This window comes from Hymenobacter metallilatus (genome assembly GCF_003944705.1).
Classification (GTDB): Bacteria; Bacteroidota; Bacteroidia; order Cytophagales; family Hymenobacteraceae; genus Hymenobacter; species Hymenobacter metallilatus.
Map to the genome: position 1 here is coordinate 69,791 of NZ_RWIS01000002.1, position 17,253 is coordinate 87,043.

Genomic DNA, 17,253 nt, shown 5'->3' on the forward strand with positions numbered 1-17,253 from the left:
CTGGATATACCAAGTCCAGGGTTGGGTATTCCCACCTTATTATGTGATTGATAATAGTATTTATCTGCTGTTTATTTGGATTTATAAAAACAATGGTTGACTGTTCGCGCGTACCGGGCTGACAGAAATGGCGCGTGTGAGTCAGCCTGAACAGTTTTCCCTAACCCTCTATTTCCTGCTATGAAAACACTTCTGCTCTGGGCAGCCTGCTGCCTATGCTTGTGGCGCACGGCCACTGCGCAAGCCTCCTGGCAATGGGCCAAAGCTGCCCCCAACTTCACCGTGAATGATGCAGTAACCGATGCCGCCGGCGAGGCGCTGGTTACCGGTTCCTTCAGCGTGCCGGTGTCATTTTCGTCTCCTTACTTCACCGGCACGCTTACCCCAGTAGGCCTCTCTGATATTATTCTGGTACGCTACGATGCCAATGGCAACGTGAAATGGGCGCGGCAGGTGGGCGGTAGCGGAGCTACGGCAGAAGGCATTAGCCTGGCCCTCGACGGGGCTGGTAATGGCTACCTGGCCGGCTCCTACGCCGATGCAGCCCTCACTGTGAATACTGGCGGCGTGCCCGTAGCGTACGTGGGCGGCAGTCTGGGCACGGGCCGTACCTGCGTGCTGAAATTTGCAGCGGCCACCGGCACCGTGAGCTGGGGCCGCGGAGCCGGGGGCGGCACCACTAACAGCCGCAGCTGTACGCCGGCCGGCGTGGCCGTAACCAGCGCGGGCACCTGCTTCCTTACGGGCACATATGGCTCCTACGCGCAGTTTGGCAGCCTGAGCATTGGTACCACCCTGAAACAGGCGGCTTTCGTAGCGGCGTATTCCGGCAGTGGCTCGGTATTATGGGCTCAAAGCACTCAGCCTACTGGCGGGGCCTTCTACCAAACGCAGTCGAGGGGCGGCGGTGTGGCCACCGATGCCAGCGGCAACTGCTACGTTACGGGTAGCTACGCCTACTCGGGGCTGCAGCTGGGCACCTTGCAACTAGGCGCGGCCAATGCCAGTCTGTCGTTCGTGGCCCGGCTCAACCCAACTACCGGGGCGGCAGTATGGCTGCGGGGTACCACGGCCAACAATACCACCGATGTTGCCAGCGGCCACAGCGTGGCCGTGGTGGGCAACAGCTGCTACGTAACGGGCGGCTTTTCGGGAACTATTGCCTTCGGAGGAACCTACACGCTGCTGGCACCCACCGCCCGCGGCTACGTGGCCAGCTATACCGCAGCCAGCGGCAGCACCAGTTGGGTGCGACCCTTGTTGGATGCTCTGGGAACGGTGCGGGTTGCCGCTTCTGGCACCAGCGTAGTGGCGGCCGGTGCTATAGCCGCTTCCGGCACGCTGGGCGCGCAAAGCAAGCTGTGGTTTTATGAGCCCTCGGGTGTAAGTCAGGGCAGCCTGGGCGTAGTAAGCGGCAGCCCCGAAGCCAGCAGTAAAATCAGTGGGCTGGGCTATGCTGGCTCAGTGTTGCATGTGGGCGGGCCCATCAACGGATTCTGCATTTTTGGGGGTAATACGGTAAGCGCGCCCCCAACCGGGCCGGCCGGCTACTTTGTGGCCCGCTTGAACACTGCCGCTGCCCGTGGTGCGGCGGCCTCCCCGGCGGCTATGGCCACCATCTATCCCAACCCCGCCACCGATGCCCTCCGGATACTGTTGCCGGGCACCGCCCACAGTGCTGCCCTCTATAACCAGCAGGGCCATTTGGTCCGGCAGCTGAAGGTTTCGCAGGCGGCGGCAATACTGGTGCAGGGGCTGCGCCCGGGCCGATACTGGCTCCGGTGGCAGGGGGCCGATGGCGCCGGCAGCCAGCAACTACTGGTACAGCCTTAGCCTCACTTCAGCCGATGAGTAGGCCCGCCCGGTGTTTGCCGTAAACGCCGGGCGGTGCGTTGTGGTAGGTAGGTAACGGCGGTTTGGGCAGGCTGTATTTGCCAGCTCGCTGGGGCAAGCTTGCGTAAAGGCCAAAATTCTATCGGAGAAAAATTCTCCGCTGGACCAACCCCCCGCTTACCTTACCAGTAGTATACCTACACCTCCACATGCATCCACTATGGCACAAGAACAGCAGAACCATGCACAAGACGGCCACTCCGGCAACGGAACGGGTACGGCCGTAACCGGCGCCGGCACATCCTACGACCAGCGTACGGCCTCTGGCGAAAATGCTCAGACGCTGACCACCCGTCAGGGCCACCCTATCTATGACAACCAGAATACACGCACCGTGGGCAACCGGGGGCCCGCTACTCTGGAGAATTATCAGTTCATTGAAAAAATCAGCCATTTCGACCGGGAGCGGGTGCCCGAGCGAGTAGTGCACGCCCGCGGGGCCGGGGCCCACGGCGTATTTGAGGCCTACGGCAAAGTAGGCAACGAGCCCATTGAAAAATATACCCGCGCCAAGCTGTTCAGCCAAAAAGGCAAGCAAACGCCGGTATTTGTGCGGTTTTCGTCGGTTATCCACGGCGGCCACTCACCCGAAACCCTGCGCGACCCCCGGGGCTTTGCCGTGAAGTTTTACACCGAAGACGGTAACTGGGACCTGGTAGGCAACAATCTGAAAGTGTTCTTCATCCGGGATGCCATGAAGTTTCCCGATATGGTACACTCGCTTAAGCCCGACCCGATAACCAACCTCCAGGATGGGGGCCGCATCTTCGATTTTATGAGCAACACGCCGGAGTCGTTGCACATGCTCACTTTCCTGTTTTCCCCCTGGGGCATTCCGGCCAACTACCGCCAGATGCAGGGCTCGGGCGTGAACACTTACAAGTGGGTAAACCAAGAAGGAGTGGGTGTGCTGGTCAAATACCACTGGGAGCCCCAGCAGGGCGTCAAAAACCTCACCCAACCCGAAGCCGAAGCCATTCAGGCCAAAAACTTTAACCACGCCACCCAGGATTTGTACGAGGCCATTGAAAGCGGCAACTACCCTCAGTGGGAGCTGCGCGTGCAAATAATGAGCGACGACGAGCATCCGGAGCTGGACTTCGACCCGCTCGACGACACCAAGCTCTGGCCCGAAGATCAGTTCCCACATGTGCCAGTGGGCATGATGACCCTGAACCGCAACCCCGAAAACTACTTCGCTGAGGTAGAGCAGGTGGCCTTTGGGACGGGCGTACTGGTAGATGGCCTGGACTTTTCGGATGACAAGATGCTGCAGGGCCGTACCTTCTCCTACTCCGATACCCAGCGCTACCGTGTGGGGGCCAACTACCTGCAACTGCCCATCAATGCGCCCAAAAAGCATGTGGCTACCAACCAGCGCGACGGCCAGATGACTTACCATGTAGATACGGCCCCCAACCAGAATACCCACGTAAACTATGAGCCCAGCTCCCTGAACGGCCTGACGGAAAGCCCCCGCGCCGGAATCGAGCACGAGCCGGAATACCGGGCCAAGCTGGTGCGCCAAAAAATTGACCGCCGCGGCGACATCGACTTCAAACAGGCCGGGGAACGGTGGCGCCTGCACAACGACGAAGAAAAGCAGGACCTCATCAACAACCTGACCGACGCCCTGAGTGCTGCCACCGAGGAAATTCAAACCCGCATGGTAGACCTGTTTAGCAAGTGCGACGCCGAGTACGGCCGCCGTCTGCGCGAAAGCCTGGCTACAGCTGCCAAAAACCCCAGCGCCGCAACCCGCCGTTATATGGGCCGCCGTCTGGGCCAGAGCGGCCAGCCCGGCAACCATACCGTGCAGCAGACTGAAACCATTGCCGAAAACGCCACCTCGTATTAGGTGGTGGTCATTGATCAGCTAGGCTGTGTGGACAGTCAGCAAAAAAGTATCAAAAAGGCCGTCATGCTTCAACTTCGCTCAGCATGATGGTCTTTCCCTTGACTGTCTACACTGCCCAGTGAAAAAACAGGCCCCCGCCAGAAGTGGCGGGGGCCTGTTGGCGTACTATACCCAAGCGGCCGTAATTCAGTTGCTGCTGCCAATAGCAAGAGTGGGCACCGGGTTATATGTCCTCGGGTAGGGTTTCAACGGAATCCATTACCTCCTCCTGGCCCGGGGTGGGTGGCTCGGCAACCGGAGCCTCATCGGTAAGCTGCACGGAGTCCTGGGCAGCACCAGCAGCTTCGTCTGCCACCTGCACGGTGTCTGGTTGAATGTCGAACAGCGTTGGGGCGGCGGCTTCGGCATTATCGTTGGCCGGAGTAGGTTGAGCGGCTTGGGCGCGGGTCTGTTCCGGACGGGACGCTTTCAGCCATGCCGGCACCTGACTTACCCCCCACAATCCGGACCCCAGCGCAACTACGGATGCTAATACCAGTGCCGCCCGCTGCCACTGCAGCTGCCAGGAAGCAGGTTGGGCGGAGCCAGGCGCTCCGGGGAAACGGGGCGCACCGGCTACGGGACGGGGCGCGGCAGTACTGCCGGGAGTAGGCAGCAGAGCCGCTGCTGGCCGGCTGCTTAGCAGTTCCAGCTGCTGACCTAGCTGCTGAATGCGGGCATCCAGGGCTTGGTTGCGGGCTTCCGCCTCGGCCCGGGAGGCTTGAATAGCGGCCTGTAACTGCTGTTTTTCCTGGGTTTCGGCTGCTAGCCGGGCCTGCAGGGCTGCCACTTCGGCCGTGGCCGATGGAGCGTCCCGGAGCTGCTGCCGAAGCTGGGCAATGCTTTGCTCCCGTTCGGCTTCGCGGGCTTCCATCGCCTGGCGCTGCTGCTGAAGCTCCCGAAATACCTGTTGCCGCAACTGTTCCAGCCGGTGCTTCTCTTCCTCATTCGCCAGCGGGGCCCCGGCTGCCAGGGTGGTGCTGTAGGGTGGGTCGGCGGGTACGTCTTCGGCCCCTAGCCAACCCCAGAGTTGCCGGGCTTTGTGCGCCCAAAAGCCTACTGGGGCCGCTTCCGGCGGCTGGTCTTCGGTGGGCTGAGGCGGTTCGGGGCCGTACTGTACCAAGGCCTCCGCCCACTCGGCCAGGGCGGCTGCCGGAAGCCGCAGCCGCACCGGTAGCTGGGCCAGGCGGCGGGGTAGCTGAGCCAGCTGGGGTACCAGCTGAAAGTCGTCGGCAGCGGGCAGGTGAGCCAACTGGGCTTCGGCGCGGGCATCAAGGTGTACCGCTGGCTCAAACACCAGCAGCCCCGCCACATCGTTTTCCTGGATGGGTTGCGGCAGCTCTGGCTGCTGGGCCAGCCACCTTGCCAGTTCCGCGCGCTGCTGCCGGAACCGCTCCAGCGGATTGGCTGCTTCCTCCTCGATGGCCCACGGCTTATTATCCAGCAGCCAGCCACCTGCCTCCAGGGCCGGCACCGTTAGCAAGCCGCCCCCCGCTGCCAACAGCAACACGGCTACGCTCCCCGGCTGCACCAGCACGGCCGGCAGCGTATGGGACGGCAGTGGCAGGTTGCCGAGTAAGATACCCTGCGTACCGGCCGCCGTAAGCAGCGCCAATGTAGCCTCGTAGCGGGCCTGCAGGGCCGCATCGGTGAAGGGAGCAAACAGAATGCTATGCAGCATAAGCAGGAAAACGGCAGATAGAACGGTAAAAGTACGTTGCTGCGTCAGAACGGGTGGGGCCTGGTGGCCCGAACAGGGCAACTCCTGCCAAAACGGCTGCTCATGCACTCCGGCCCGAAGTATGTCGTATAGCCGGTTCTATGGCTCGTTCCGATTCCTTCTTCTCTACGATATCCGCCAAAAAGCCCCGCCCCGACGGTAAGCCCAGCCTCACGGTGAAGGAGCGGTTTTCGGCTTTGCGCAATCTGCCGGCCTTTTTGCGCCTGATCTGGCAAACCAGCCCGGCCCTCACCCTCGGCAACGTGGCCCTGCGCCTGTTGCGGGCGGCCTTGCCCGTAGCCATGCTCTATGTGGGCCAGCTGATTCTTGATGCAGTGGTGCACCTGAGCCGTCAGCCCGCCGACGCCCGCCAGCTTACGCCGGTACTGATGCTCGTGGCTCTGGAGTTCGGGTTGGCGGTGCTGTCGGATGCCCTGGGTCGGGGCGTGGCTCTGCTCGATTCGCTGCTCGGCGACCTGTTTGCCAACCAGAGCTCCATCCGGCTGATGCAGCACGCCGCCGAGCTGGACCTGGACCAGTTCGAGGACAGCAACTTCTACGACAAGCTGGAGCGGGCCCGCCGCCAGACCCTCTCGCGCACCGTGCTCATGGCCCAGGTGCTTGGTCAGGCCCAGGATGTTATAACCATGGGTTTCCTGGCCGTGGGACTGGTGGCCTTCAACCCCTGGCTGCTGCTGCTGTTGCTGGTGGCCGTGGTGCCTGCGTTTCTGGGTGAAAGTCACTTCAACGAGCGGAGCTACTCACTGGTACACGGCTGGACGCCCGAGCGGCGCGAGTTGGACTACCTGCGCCAGACCGGCGCTTCCGACGAAACGGCCAAGGAAGTCAAGATTTTTGGTCTCTCGGGGTTTCTGATTGACCGGTTTCGTACGCTGTCGGATGAGTTTTACCGGCAGAACAAAAGTCTGGTAATCAAGCGGGCCGGATGGGGTACGTTCTTCGCGGCGGTGGGCGCGGCCGGCTACTACGCAGCCTACGTGTACATCATCACCCAAACCGTGTACGGGCGCGTCAGTATTGGGCAGCTCACGTTTCTGGCCGGCTCCTTTGCCCGGATGCGGGGGCTGCTGGAGGGTATTCTGAGCCGGTTCAGCTCGGTGGCTGAAGGTGCCCTCTACCTGCAGGATTTCTTCGACTTCTTTGCGCTGCGGCCGCGTATTGTGCGGCAAGAGCTTACCGGGGAAAGACCAATACCGTTTCCCCGGCCAATCAAACAAGGGTTTACGTTCGAAAACGTGGGCTTCAAATACCGTACTGCCGAAAAATGGGCGTTACGTAACCTAAACTTTCAGCTGCAGGCCGGCGAGAAGCTGGCGCTGGTAGGCGAAAACGGAGCCGGCAAAACTACCCTCGTCAAGCTGCTGGCTCGCCTCTACGACCCCACCGAAGGGCGCATCCTGCTCGATGGCTACGACCTGCGCGAGTACGACCCCGCCGAGCTACGCCAGGAAATTGGGGTGATTTTCCAGGATTTCGTGCGCTTTCAGCTGCCGGCTGGTCAGAATCTGGCCGTGGGCCGCATCGAGGAGAAGGAAAACCAGCCGCGCATCGAGCAGGCGGCCCAGCAAAGCCTCGCCGATTCCGTTATTGCCAAGCTGCCCCAGGGCTACGAGCAGATGATTGGCCGCCGCTTCAACGGGGGCGTGGACCTGAGTGGGGGCGAGTGGCAGAAAATTGCCCTCGGCCGGGCCTACATGCGCGACGCCCAGCTGCTGATTCTCGATGAGCCCACCGCCGCCCTCGATGCCCGCGCCGAGTACGAGGTGTTTCAGCGTTTCAAGGAGCTGACCCAGGGCAAAACCGCCGTGCTTATCAGCCACCGCTTCAGCACCGTGCGCATGGCCGACCGGATTCTGGTTATCGAAAACGGGCAGTTTCAGGAAATTGGGAGCCACGAGCAGCTGCTAGCCCGCGGTGGCCGCTACGCCGAGCTGTTCCGCCTGCAGGCCGCCGGGTATCAGTAAGATAAATTATGTCACTCCTTACCTCTTCTATCCGCCTGCCTGATGGCCTACGATCTTTCTTTCGATAGAGTAATCAAAGTAAGCACTGAAGCCGCTCTTGCACTCAATAAAGCTGTGGCCGCTAAGTTGATACAGAAATACCCCGAGGTGTACGACTCAAATTCTGTCAGCTCTGGTGGGCATTTTTTGGAACGAGAAATTGAATGTCTGGATAAAGAGTTTCCCGAGAAACACTTCAGGCTGCACGCTGATAGTGAGAATGTATGGTTCAGTTTTGAATTCTGGAAGGATACTGTTTGGCTAGAGTTAGGTGGGAATAGAGACACCTCTTCCAAACTTGCTCAGATACGTAATTACGCTGACTTTTTTGAGCAGCAAGGTTGTATAGTCTACGTCCCGCCAGCAGGCAGTGCTACTACGTTTGATGCACGTATTGCATGGCATATGAAGGGATACAAGGAGTGGATTGGTTGTGTAGAGCAAGTGAAAAATACCCTGGCAAATAAGCCGTAGCAGCAACCTGTCCGGATTCTACCTGCACATTGCTGAGTAACGATAAGCGGGAATATTACTTTTGCCTGATGGTGAAAATCCAATTCGTCCTGACCTTGGCAGCCGAGTCGTTGCACGTTGCACTACTGCCTTTGCTGACTTCTGTTTTCCCGGAAACCCCGGCCGCCGAATTAACTGCCGACCTGCAGTACCAGCAGGCGCGCGGCCCGGTGCAGGCGTGGCTGGCGTACACAGACGAACGGCTCATTGGCTGCAAGCTGGGCTACGAGCGAAAGCCGGGCCATTACTACAGCTGGCTGGGCGGCGTGCATCCCGAGTATCGGGGCCAGGGCATTGCTGCTGAGCTCATGCGCCGGCAACATGCCTGGTGTGCTGAGCAGGGCTACCAGCGCATCCGCACCCAGACCTACAACCGGTGGCGCGCCATGCTGCTGCTAAACCTGCGGCAGGGCTTTGATATAGTTGGTACCCTGCAGGGCCAGCATGGGCTGACCATTGTACTGGAAAAAAGCCTGGACCTTTCTACCTGAAAAGGGCGGCAGTTACTGCCATAAACAGGATAGCAGCGGCTCCAGGCCGTTTTAGCTGGGCGAGGTGGGAGGCATGAAAAGAATTTATGAATTTTTTCGGCTGATAGCCAATCGATTAGCGCCGGGATTTTCGTATTTTAGTTGGTACGTCCTTCTTACTTCCCAAGCGCCTATGAAATGGTATGTTACTCTGTTGGCTGGTGGCAGCATGTTGCTATCGGGCTGCCTGATGTCACGCGAAGCCCGCGTAGAATCCGATTACAGCTATGCCGGGCAGTTCCGGCGCTACCGCACCTATGAGTTCATCAGTGGCGACGGTATCAACTCCGATACCAGCCGGCTGGGTACGGCAGTGCGCGAGGCCATTCAGAACCGGCTCAAAATTCAAGGGTACCGCTCCGTGCGCCGCCGCCCCGACCTGCTGGTGAACTTCCGGCTGTTCGAGGGGGACATGCGGTTTCGGGGCTACGCCCAGGAAGATTTTTCGCGCTGGGTGAAAGCCGGCTACACCGAGGATGAGGACACACCGAAGGAAAACCGCAAAGGCTACCAGCCGGTACGGCTTATCCTGTCGGAAGGCACTTTGCTGGTTACGCTGATTGATAACCGCACCAATCGGGCCGTCTGGAACGGGTACGCTTCCGGAGTGAGTGTGCCGGCCGGGCCCCAGGGCGAAATTGTGCTCCGCCGTTCCGTCCGTTCTATCTTCGACCAGTATCATATCTTCACCGAAGGCTACCTCAGTGGGCAAAATACGGCCAGTGAGGGCGACGACTAGTGCAGAACAAGTGCTGGGCCTACGCCGCCGGCACCAATACCCCAAGGCTTGGCTGCGGCCCGCGTGCGGAGGTAACCATCCGCGGATGCGTGAGCCGCCGCTCCTCTTCGGGCTGTGCCTGCTGATGGCTTGTGCTTACGGTGTGTTTCGCTCCCGAATTAGCTCGGCGGCAATGCTAATGGCTATTTCCTCGGGGGTGCGGCTGTTGATGGGCAGCCCAATGGGCGCGTGTACCCGGGCCAGGTCCTGCTCCGAAACGCCTTCCGCCCGAAGCACGGCCATCATTTCGGCAATTTTGGCCTGGCTGCCCATCACGCCCAGGTAGCGCACCGGGTGCTGCAGTAAGGCCCGCAATGCCACCAGGTCGGAGCGGTACCCGAACGTCATCAGAATCACGTATTGGTGCGGGCCGGCCGGAATTTCCTGGGGCAGCTGCTCATACTGCACCGTGCGCTTATAGTGCGCAAACGGGTTAAGCAAATGGGTATTCAACCCCGGCCGGTCGTCCAGCACCGTCAGGTCGAATTCCAGGGAGGCCAGCACCCGCGACAAGGCCAGGGCTACGTGCCCGGCTCCCACAATGGTAGCCTGGTCGCGGAAACCTATTTGCTCCGAGTATGCCCAGTCGGAACCCAGCTGTACGCTACAATGCGGGCCGGGCGGGGCCAGCTCCTCCACCTGCACGCCCCCACGGGCCGTCAGCCAAAGCCGACTACGGCCTGGCCCGCGCAGTTGCTGTTTAACACGGCTGATAACGGGTAGGTCGGCGGCGCTGAGGGGCAGCAGCAGCACCCACTGCTCACCCGAGCAGATCATACCCGAGCGGTTGGAGGGAGCCTCCCGCCGGTGAACCTGGTGACGGAGTACCGGGGCAAAGCCGGGCTGGCGCAGCAAGGTGCGGGCCAGCTCCACAAACTTATGCTCCATAATGCCGCCCCCGATGGACCCAGCCAGGCTGCCGGCCGTTACCGTCATTTTGAAGCCCTGCCGACCGGGGCTGCTGCCCACACTTTGCAGCACGCACAGCAAAGCTACCGGAATGCCGGCGCGCAAATTTACGGCCGCGTGCTGCCACACCAGCATATCACGCGGAGTAGCTGGCGTAGCAGTCAGAATATCCACAGCAGGATAACTGGCCGGAGTAGGAGGGAGTTCTTGCGCTGACACTATATTTTCAAAAATCTATATAGTCTGGAGCTGCCGTCCGGTTTCAGCCGCAAGCGTTGCTTACACCCAGGTGGCGCTCAGGGCGTAATAAACAGCCATAATTCCGGAAAACAGAGCACTGGCTACGAAGCGCCACTCGGCCGAAACCCGGTTCTGAATGTAGTAATTTACCACCAGGGCCACCGGAACGTTCACCAGAAACGAGCGGGTAGCCACTGGCACCAATGCCAGCGAAATCTGCTGGAACTGCCCACTGAACAGGTGCAGAAATACGTAGTGGCGTACTATCCAGAGAGGGTTGAAATACACCTGTGACAGGGTCGCCCGCAGCCACTGCCGGCCCAGGCCCGCGTTGCGGCGCTCCGGTACCTGCCGGTCAATCCAGCGGAAAAAAGCGGGTACTTCCCAGGAGTACAGAATGCCGCCTACCAGGGCCATGCCCAGTAGGCGGGGCCAGGAAAACTGATGCAGCAGCAGGGCGGCGGCCGTGTCGCCGGCGGCGTAAATCAGGAAGCCGCGGAGGTGGTTACGGAGGTTAAGGGAGCGGGTGAGTTCCAAGCGTCGGAGGGGGTGGTCGTAAAATGGGGGTGCAAATTTACGAGAACCTTTTCCGGCGTCATAGGAGCGGAGAAAGAAATAGTGGAATTGGGGTTGAATGCCCGCACCGCGTCGCGCAACGCGAAGTAGGCCCCGATGCCGTACATCAGGGGCGGCTCGCCCACGGCCTTGGAGCGCATGATGGCCCGGGAGTGGCCCGGCGTATCCAGGAAGTGCACGTCCAGCACCTTGGGCACCGAGTACAGGTCCGGAATTTTGTAGGCATTGAGGGAGTTGCTCAGCAGGCGGCCTTCGTTGTTGTACACCAACTCCTCCAGCGTCATCCAGCCAATGCCCTGCACCGCGCCGCCCTCAATCTGGCCCCGGTCCACCTGGGGGTTCAGGCTCTGGCCGAAGTCGTGGGCAATCTGTACGGCTTCTACCTCGTAGGTGCCCCGGCGGCAATCTACCTGCACGGTGGTCAGAGCCGTGCCGTACACGTGGTAGGCGAAGGGGTAACCCTGGTTGGTAGTAGCATCGAAATGCAGGTCGGGCGTGGCGTAGTGGGCGTTTTCGGAAAGGTTCACGCGCTGCCAGTACGCCGCCGAAACCAACTTCTCCCAGGTAGTATCGGCGGGTTTGCCGGCGGCCAGCACCTGCTCGTTTTCGATGTGCAGGCCTTCGTAGTTCAGGCGCAGCTCCGTGGAAGCCAGCCGCAGCAGCCGTTCCCGCAACGCCAGGCAGGCCAGCTCGGTGGCTTTGCCGTTGAGGTCGGCGGTGGCGGAAGCGGCTGAGGGGGAAGTGTTGGCCACGCGGGTGGTGTTGGTGCTTTCCACCTTGATGCGGCCGATGCCAATACCCAGGGTGCGGGCGGCCACCTGGGCAATTTTGGTGTTCACGCCCTGGCCCATTTCCACGGCCCCGGTGCTCACGCCCACCGAGCCATCGGTGTAGATGTGCACCAGCGCCCGGGCCTGGTTCATGGCGGTTTTGGTGAACGAAATGCCGAAGCAGATGGGCATGACAGCCAGGCCCTTCTTCTGCCAGCGGTGCTGCTGGTTAAACTCATCTACTTCCCGGCGGCGGGCCGGCAGGTTGAATAGCTCGGCGGCCGTGTCCCAGGCCTGCTCGGCGTGGCAGCCCTCGGCGGGCTGGCGGTACGGAAACAGGTCTCCCTCGCGCAGCAGGTTGCGCCGCTGAATATCGGTGGCCGCCAGGCCCATCCGCTCCGCCGCGCAGGCAATGGCCGACTCTATTACAAACATGCCCTGCGGCCCCCCAAACCCCCGAAAGGCGGTATTGGGCGGCAGGTTGGTGCGGCAGCTGTAGGCCGTGGCCGTTACGTTCGGAATAAAATAGGTGTTGGTGCTGTGAAACAGGGTGCGCTCCAGCACGGCCGGCGACAAATCGGCCGCCGCGCCCCCATTCTGGTAGAACGTCACCTCGTAGGCCACAATCTTCAGGTCGGCATCCAGCCCGATTTTGAAGTCGGAGGAGTAGGGGTGGCGCTTGCCGGTCATGCGCATATCGGCCATGCGGTCCAGCACCAGCTTTACGGGGCGGCGGGCCACAAAGGCCCCCAGCGCGGCCAGGGCGCCCCAGGGGGTAGCCTGGTCCTCTTTGCCCCCGAAACCGCCGCCCAGGCGCGTAACGTCCACTTCTACCTGGTGCATGCCCAGGCCCAGCACGTGGGCCGTGTGGCGCTGCACGGCCGTGGGGCCCTGGGTAGAGGAAACGATGCGCACTCCGCCCATTTCCGTGGGAAAGGCATAAGCACCCTGAGTTTCGATGTACAGGTGCTCCTGCCCGCCTGATTCGGCCACGCCCTCAAATACATGGGTGCAGCTGGCCCAGGTTGCGCCGGAGTCGCCGATGCGGAAGGTGCGGGGCGGTACCAGCAGCTCGCCCTGGGCAGCGGCTACGCGCGGGTCTACAATGATGGGCAGGGGCTCCACCTCCACGCGCACATGGGCCAGGGCTGCGTGAGCCGCGTGCTCACTTTCGGCCAGCACCAACGCCACCGGCTGGCCCCGGAAGTGGACGTGGCCCTCAGCCAGCAACGGCTCATCGGGCACGATGCCGCCAATTTGGTTTTCACCGGGAATATCCTGAGCCGTGAGTACGTGCACTACGCCGGGCAGGGCCAGGGCCGCCGTGGCATCAATGCTCAGCAGCCGGCCGTGCGCCACCGCCGACTCCACCACGGCCGCATACAGGGTGCCGTGCTGCACCGGCACATCATCCAAATACTGGGATTCGCCGCGTACGTGGCGGTTAGGGTCGAGGTGGTTCACGGGAGCAGTAACGTAGTGAATGAGTGAATGAGTGGGGCAGAACGGCGGATAATTGTCATGCCGAACGAAGGGAGGACTGACAGTACTTGCGGGCCGTCCGACGATTGAGACGCGAAGTGTCGCGTCTCTACAGCTGTTCTTCGGTGAGGAGGCCGGTTTCCACGAAGTGCGCTTCCAGCAGCTGGTGCAGCAGCAGGCGCTTGTACTGCTCGGTACCGCGCACGTCGCTGATGGGGCTGATTTCCTGCTGGGCCAGCTCCTGAGCCCGGCGCAAGGCTTCCACGGTAGCGGGCTGGCCGACGAGCGACTCGGCGGCCCGGGGCAGCAGCATGGGCGTGGGTCCCACACCCCCGGCCGAGAGCCGCGCCTCCCGGATAACGCCCGCTTCCAGGCGCAGCCAGATGGCCGTATTCACGCTGGCAATATCCAGGTGGGTGCGCTTGGATACCTTCTCGAAGTTAAAGGCGTCGGTGGAGGCCGGGGCCTCGAACCGGATTTCGGTTACCTGCTCGTCGGCGGTTTTCGCCAGCTGCTTGTAGCCTTGGTACAGCTCAGTAAGCGGCAGCGTGCGGTGCCGGCCGGCGGCATTCTGTAGTTCAATTTCCGCGCCCAGGGCCAGGAACAGAATCGTCAGGTCGCCGATGGGGGAGGCGTTGATGAAGTTGCCGGCCACGGTGCCCATCTGGCGGATGGGCGTGCTGCTGACCAGCTTCAGGTAGCGCGGCAGCTGCGGCAGCGCCGCCAGCATCACCTCCGATTCCAGCAGCTGCTGGGCCGTGGTGGCCGCCCCCAGCACAATTGTATTGCCCTCCTGCCGGATGCCGCGCAGCTGCGGCTGGCTGTAGAGCAGCTGCACCGGCGTGGCCCGCAGGTGCTCGGGCTGCTGCACCAGCAAATCGGTGCCGCCGCCCAAGATGCGGGCCCGTACGGCCGCCTGGGTGTCAATTCCGTTGGAAGTGGCCGCTGGGGCAGTGGTTTCGGAGCCGCCGGTGGCAGCGGCCGTGGCGGCGCTGTGCAGGGCCTGCAGCTTGCCGGGCATATCGGCGAAATACCGGGGCACGTAGCCCTGCTCTGCCAGCCAGGCCAGCGGAGCAGCGGCCGGCCGCGCCTGCAGCTGCTCCTGCAACTGGGTGGCGGCCCGCTCCAGGCTTTTATAGCCCGTACAGCGGCAGATGTTTCCATCAATAGAAGCCCGCACGCTGGCCTCAGTGCTGGGCCGGGTGCTGAGGGCGTGGCCGGTAAGGCTCATTACGAAACCTACCGTGCAAAACCCACACTGGGAGCCGCCCTCCTGCACAATGGCCTGCTGCACCGGCGTAAGGCCGCCCCGGGCCTGATTGATGCCCTCTACCGTAACCACGTGCTTGCCGTGGGCATTGCCCAACGGGGTAAGGCAGGAGGTCATGGACTGATACTGCACAGTTTCGCCGGCCGCATCTACCTCGCCTACCAGCACCGTACACGCTCCGCAGTCACCCTCGCGGCAGCCAATTTTAGTGCCCTTCAGATGCTGATGGTAACGCACGAAATCGAGCAGGGTACTGCCGGCCGGCTGCGCGGTACGGATGAGCTGGTTATTAAGGTAAAACTGGAGCATGGCAGGGCACAAATTCGGGAAGCAGAAGGGAAAGTTACAGCATTTTCGGCTCCCGGCGTAACAATTCGGTAACACAGCGCAAGCACCCGGGACGTCGGCGGTTTCACTGCCCACGCAAAAGCTTGGAGGGGTTAGTTCGACAGTTTTATTGCCTTAGCGCGTCAGAACTAGTTTTTGGGTCTGGCGGAAGGTGGGGGTTTGTAGCTGCAGCAGGTAAAGTCCGGCCGGAAGGTTATCGGTGGTCACCGGTACCTCGTGCGGACCAGCCCCAAACCGGCGGCCTTGCTCCAGACGGCGCACCACGCGGCCCTGCAGGTCCGTGAGGGTAAGGGTAACCGGCTCGGCTCCGGCCAGGGCGAAGCCTACCGTAACCGGGCCCCGGCTGGCCGGGTTGGGGTAAATGGGGTACAGCTTCGACTCGGGCCGCCGCAGCAGCTCCCGCTCCGACTGCGCGCTGAGCACGATGCTTTCGTCGCCGGGGCGGTAGGGCACTATATCGAAATACACCACAAACATTTCGGCCGTAGTAGCCTCACCCCAGGTAATGGTTTGGGGCGGAAAGAAAGGGTTGCGCGGGTTGCTGCTGGTATTGTCGTAGGTGCCCTCGGCCACCAGGCGGGAGCCGGCCGGAATTTTCAGTAGTGAAGGAAACCGGTAGGCTCCCTGCCAGTTAAAGTCCCAGCTGTTGATTTTGAGGAGGCGAATAGTGTCGCCATTCGGTTTTAGGGCCCATATTTTCCAACTCTTTCCCAGCAGATGGGCGTGGGGCAGCACGCTCACCAGGCTCACATCAATGGGTACGGCCAGCTCGGCCCGGAACATTTTCACGGTGTTGGCCGGCAGTACAAACGGCCCGTTCACCAGTTGCAGCGGCGTGAGCGGAAACGTCTGCACGGTGCGCTGCACGGGCTGCCGGCTGAAAAACACATTCACTACCGAAGAGTCGGTTTGGGTGAGGGCCGTGGGACCGTAATGCACCTGCACCAGAATGCTGCTGTTCTTGTAGAGTTTTTTGCCCAGGCCCGCCGGGTAGAAACGGGCCCGTGCCCCGGGCACCCAGCCGGCCCAGTTATCCTCGGTGGGCGAAAAGCCGAAGCCCCCAAAGCGCGTGTAGCCGTAGCCGGGGTCGGCGGCGTCCCACTGCTGGCCGCGCTGGGTGGTATCCTGGCCCAGAATGGCGTGGTGGGTGATGCGCTTGTTGCCGGCCCGGAACTCCACGGCCGCCACCTCACGGGTTTGCGCCAGGCGGGTAGGCAGCACGAATACCCGGTACATATCCTGCATGTTGCCCTGGTGGGTGAAACGCTGGGCCATGGGCACCACCAAGTCGGGCGTACCTAGCTGGGAGCCGCTGGGGAAGGTAGGCAGGGCTGGCTCCAGGGCCGGATTTCCCTGAGGCATTCCCCCGTCTACCCAATCCCGGATCTGCTGAATCTGGGCGGTAGTCAGCGTGTTTTCGTCCAGAAAGTGAGTGTACTGCGGGTCGGCTTTCCAGGGCGGCATGTACCGGATGCCGGTTACAAACTTGATGGTCTGGCCGTGGCTGGCCACCTCCTGGTAGCTGGTCAGCGGAAACGGAGCTACCTCGCCGGCCCGGTGGCAGGGCGTGCAGTGCGCGTACACGATGGGCGCAATATGCTCACTGTAGTTCAGGGCCTGTGGGGCCTGGGCCGCGGCCAGCGCCGGCAGTAGGAAAAAAGCCGAAAACAGGGCAGAGAAGATGTGCTTCATACAACAGAATAGACCAGAGAAATCAACGGTTAATCAGGCAACCCACGGCTTCCGTGCGTGCCACAGCCACCCGGCGGCCGGCTGTTAGGGCCGCCAGCGCGTCGCGCAGCTCCTGGTGCTGCACCACGGTACGGCGCTGGCCCAGGGCCGCGTACCCATCATCAATGCGGCCCTGGTATAGCACCTGGCCCTCGGGCCCGGCTACCACTACCTCGGGCGTGGTGCGGGCCTGAAACCGGCGCGTAAGCAGCTGGCCCTCGTCGGGGCGCAGGGGGAATGGAAGGGCGTACTGCTGCTGAAACAGCACAATATCGGCGGGCCGCACATGGGTTCCGGGAAACACGCCCACAAACTGCACGCCCCGCGCAGCATAAGTAGCGTGCAGCTGGCGCAGCGTGAGGGTAGCCGCCTGGCAGATGGGGCAGGTATCGGAGAGAAACACGTATACCGTGGCCGTAGTGGCCGCTTTGGGTGGGGCCGCCCTGGTAAAGCCACCCGGCAGCAACCCCGCCAGCACCAGCCACCACATGCAAAAAAGACGAGAGTAACGTGCTGCCATGCAACGGGATAAGAAAGAATGGAAGGTAATAAAACTACCCGTGCGGATGCAA

General features: G+C 61.7%; 13 protein-coding genes. 6 read left to right on the forward strand and 7 right to left on the reverse strand.

Going from position 1 to position 17,253, the window contains the following annotated elements; all coding sequences use genetic code 11:
- Positions 1–180 precede the first annotated feature (180 nt).
- Both EI290_RS03655 and EI290_RS03660 read left to right on the forward strand, forming a co-directional pair.
- Positions 181–1,833: an SBBP repeat-containing protein gene (locus tag EI290_RS03655; RefSeq protein ID WP_125426883.1), complete on the forward strand. Its 1,653-nt coding sequence runs from the start codon at positions 181–183 to the stop codon at positions 1,831–1,833.
- 220 nt (positions 1,834–2,053) lie between these two features.
- Positions 2,054–3,751 carry a catalase gene (locus EI290_RS03660; protein WP_125426885.1) on the forward strand — a complete coding sequence of 566 codons (1,698 nt, stop codon included), beginning with the start codon at positions 2,054–2,056 and terminating at the stop codon, positions 3,749–3,751.
- Between the two features lie 223 nt (positions 3,752–3,974).
- Here EI290_RS03660 and EI290_RS03665 read toward each other — a convergent pair whose 3' ends face one another.
- Positions 3,975–5,471, reverse strand: a complete 1,497-nt coding sequence (locus EI290_RS03665; RefSeq protein ID WP_125426887.1) for a hypothetical protein — start codon at positions 5,469–5,471, stop codon at positions 3,975–3,977.
- Between the two features lie 140 nt (positions 5,472–5,611).
- Here EI290_RS03665 and EI290_RS03670 point away from each other — a divergent pair, with 140 nt between their 5' ends.
- From EI290_RS03670 to EI290_RS03685, 4 genes are all read left to right on the forward strand, one after another.
- Entirely contained in the window at positions 5,612–7,495 is a 1,884-nt protein-coding gene (locus EI290_RS03670; protein ID WP_125426889.1) for an ABC transporter ATP-binding protein, read from the forward strand.
- Positions 7,496–7,537: 42 nt separating this feature from the next.
- Complete coding sequence (locus EI290_RS03675; RefSeq protein ID WP_125426891.1) at positions 7,538–8,008, forward strand: hypothetical protein; 471 nt, start codon at positions 7,538–7,540, stop codon at positions 8,006–8,008.
- Positions 8,009–8,076: 68 nt separating this feature from the next.
- Positions 8,077–8,538: a GNAT family N-acetyltransferase gene (locus EI290_RS03680; protein ID WP_125426893.1), complete on the forward strand. Its 462-nt coding sequence runs from the start codon at positions 8,077–8,079 to the stop codon at positions 8,536–8,538.
- A 172-nt stretch (positions 8,539–8,710) separates the two neighbouring features.
- A complete protein-coding gene (locus EI290_RS03685; RefSeq protein WP_185816833.1) occupies positions 8,711–9,316 on the forward strand; it encodes a DUF4136 domain-containing protein in 606 nt (201 codons plus the stop codon).
- A 135-nt stretch (positions 9,317–9,451) separates the two neighbouring features.
- Here the strand turns inward: EI290_RS03685 and EI290_RS03690 are convergent, their stop codons facing one another.
- From EI290_RS03690 to EI290_RS03715, 6 genes are all read right to left on the reverse strand, one after another.
- Positions 9,452–10,438 (reverse strand): XdhC family protein, encoded by a 987-nt coding sequence (locus EI290_RS03690; RefSeq protein WP_125426897.1) that lies wholly within the window; start codon positions 10,436–10,438, stop codon positions 9,452–9,454.
- A gap of 105 nt (positions 10,439–10,543) precedes the next feature.
- Positions 10,544–11,041: a hypothetical protein gene (locus EI290_RS03695; protein WP_125426899.1), complete on the reverse strand. Its 498-nt coding sequence runs from the start codon at positions 11,039–11,041 to the stop codon at positions 10,544–10,546.
- Entirely contained in the window at positions 10,990–13,314 is a 2,325-nt protein-coding gene (locus EI290_RS03700; protein WP_125426901.1) for a xanthine dehydrogenase molybdopterin binding subunit, read from the reverse strand. Before EI290_RS03700 ends, EI290_RS03695 begins: the two co-directional genes overlap by 52 nt.
- Positions 13,315–13,441: 127 nt before the next feature.
- Positions 13,442–14,911 (reverse strand): FAD binding domain-containing protein, encoded by a 1,470-nt coding sequence (locus EI290_RS03705; protein ID WP_125426903.1) that lies wholly within the window; start codon positions 14,909–14,911, stop codon positions 13,442–13,444.
- A 153-nt stretch (positions 14,912–15,064) separates the two neighbouring features.
- Complete coding sequence (locus EI290_RS03710) at positions 15,065–16,642, reverse strand: T9SS type A sorting domain-containing protein (RefSeq protein ID WP_125426905.1); 1,578 nt, start codon at positions 16,640–16,642, stop codon at positions 15,065–15,067.
- Between the two features lie 22 nt (positions 16,643–16,664).
- Positions 16,665–17,201 (reverse strand): redoxin domain-containing protein, encoded by a 537-nt coding sequence (locus tag EI290_RS03715; protein ID WP_185816834.1) that lies wholly within the window; start codon positions 17,199–17,201, stop codon positions 16,665–16,667.
- Between the last annotated feature and the right edge of the window lie 52 nt (positions 17,202–17,253).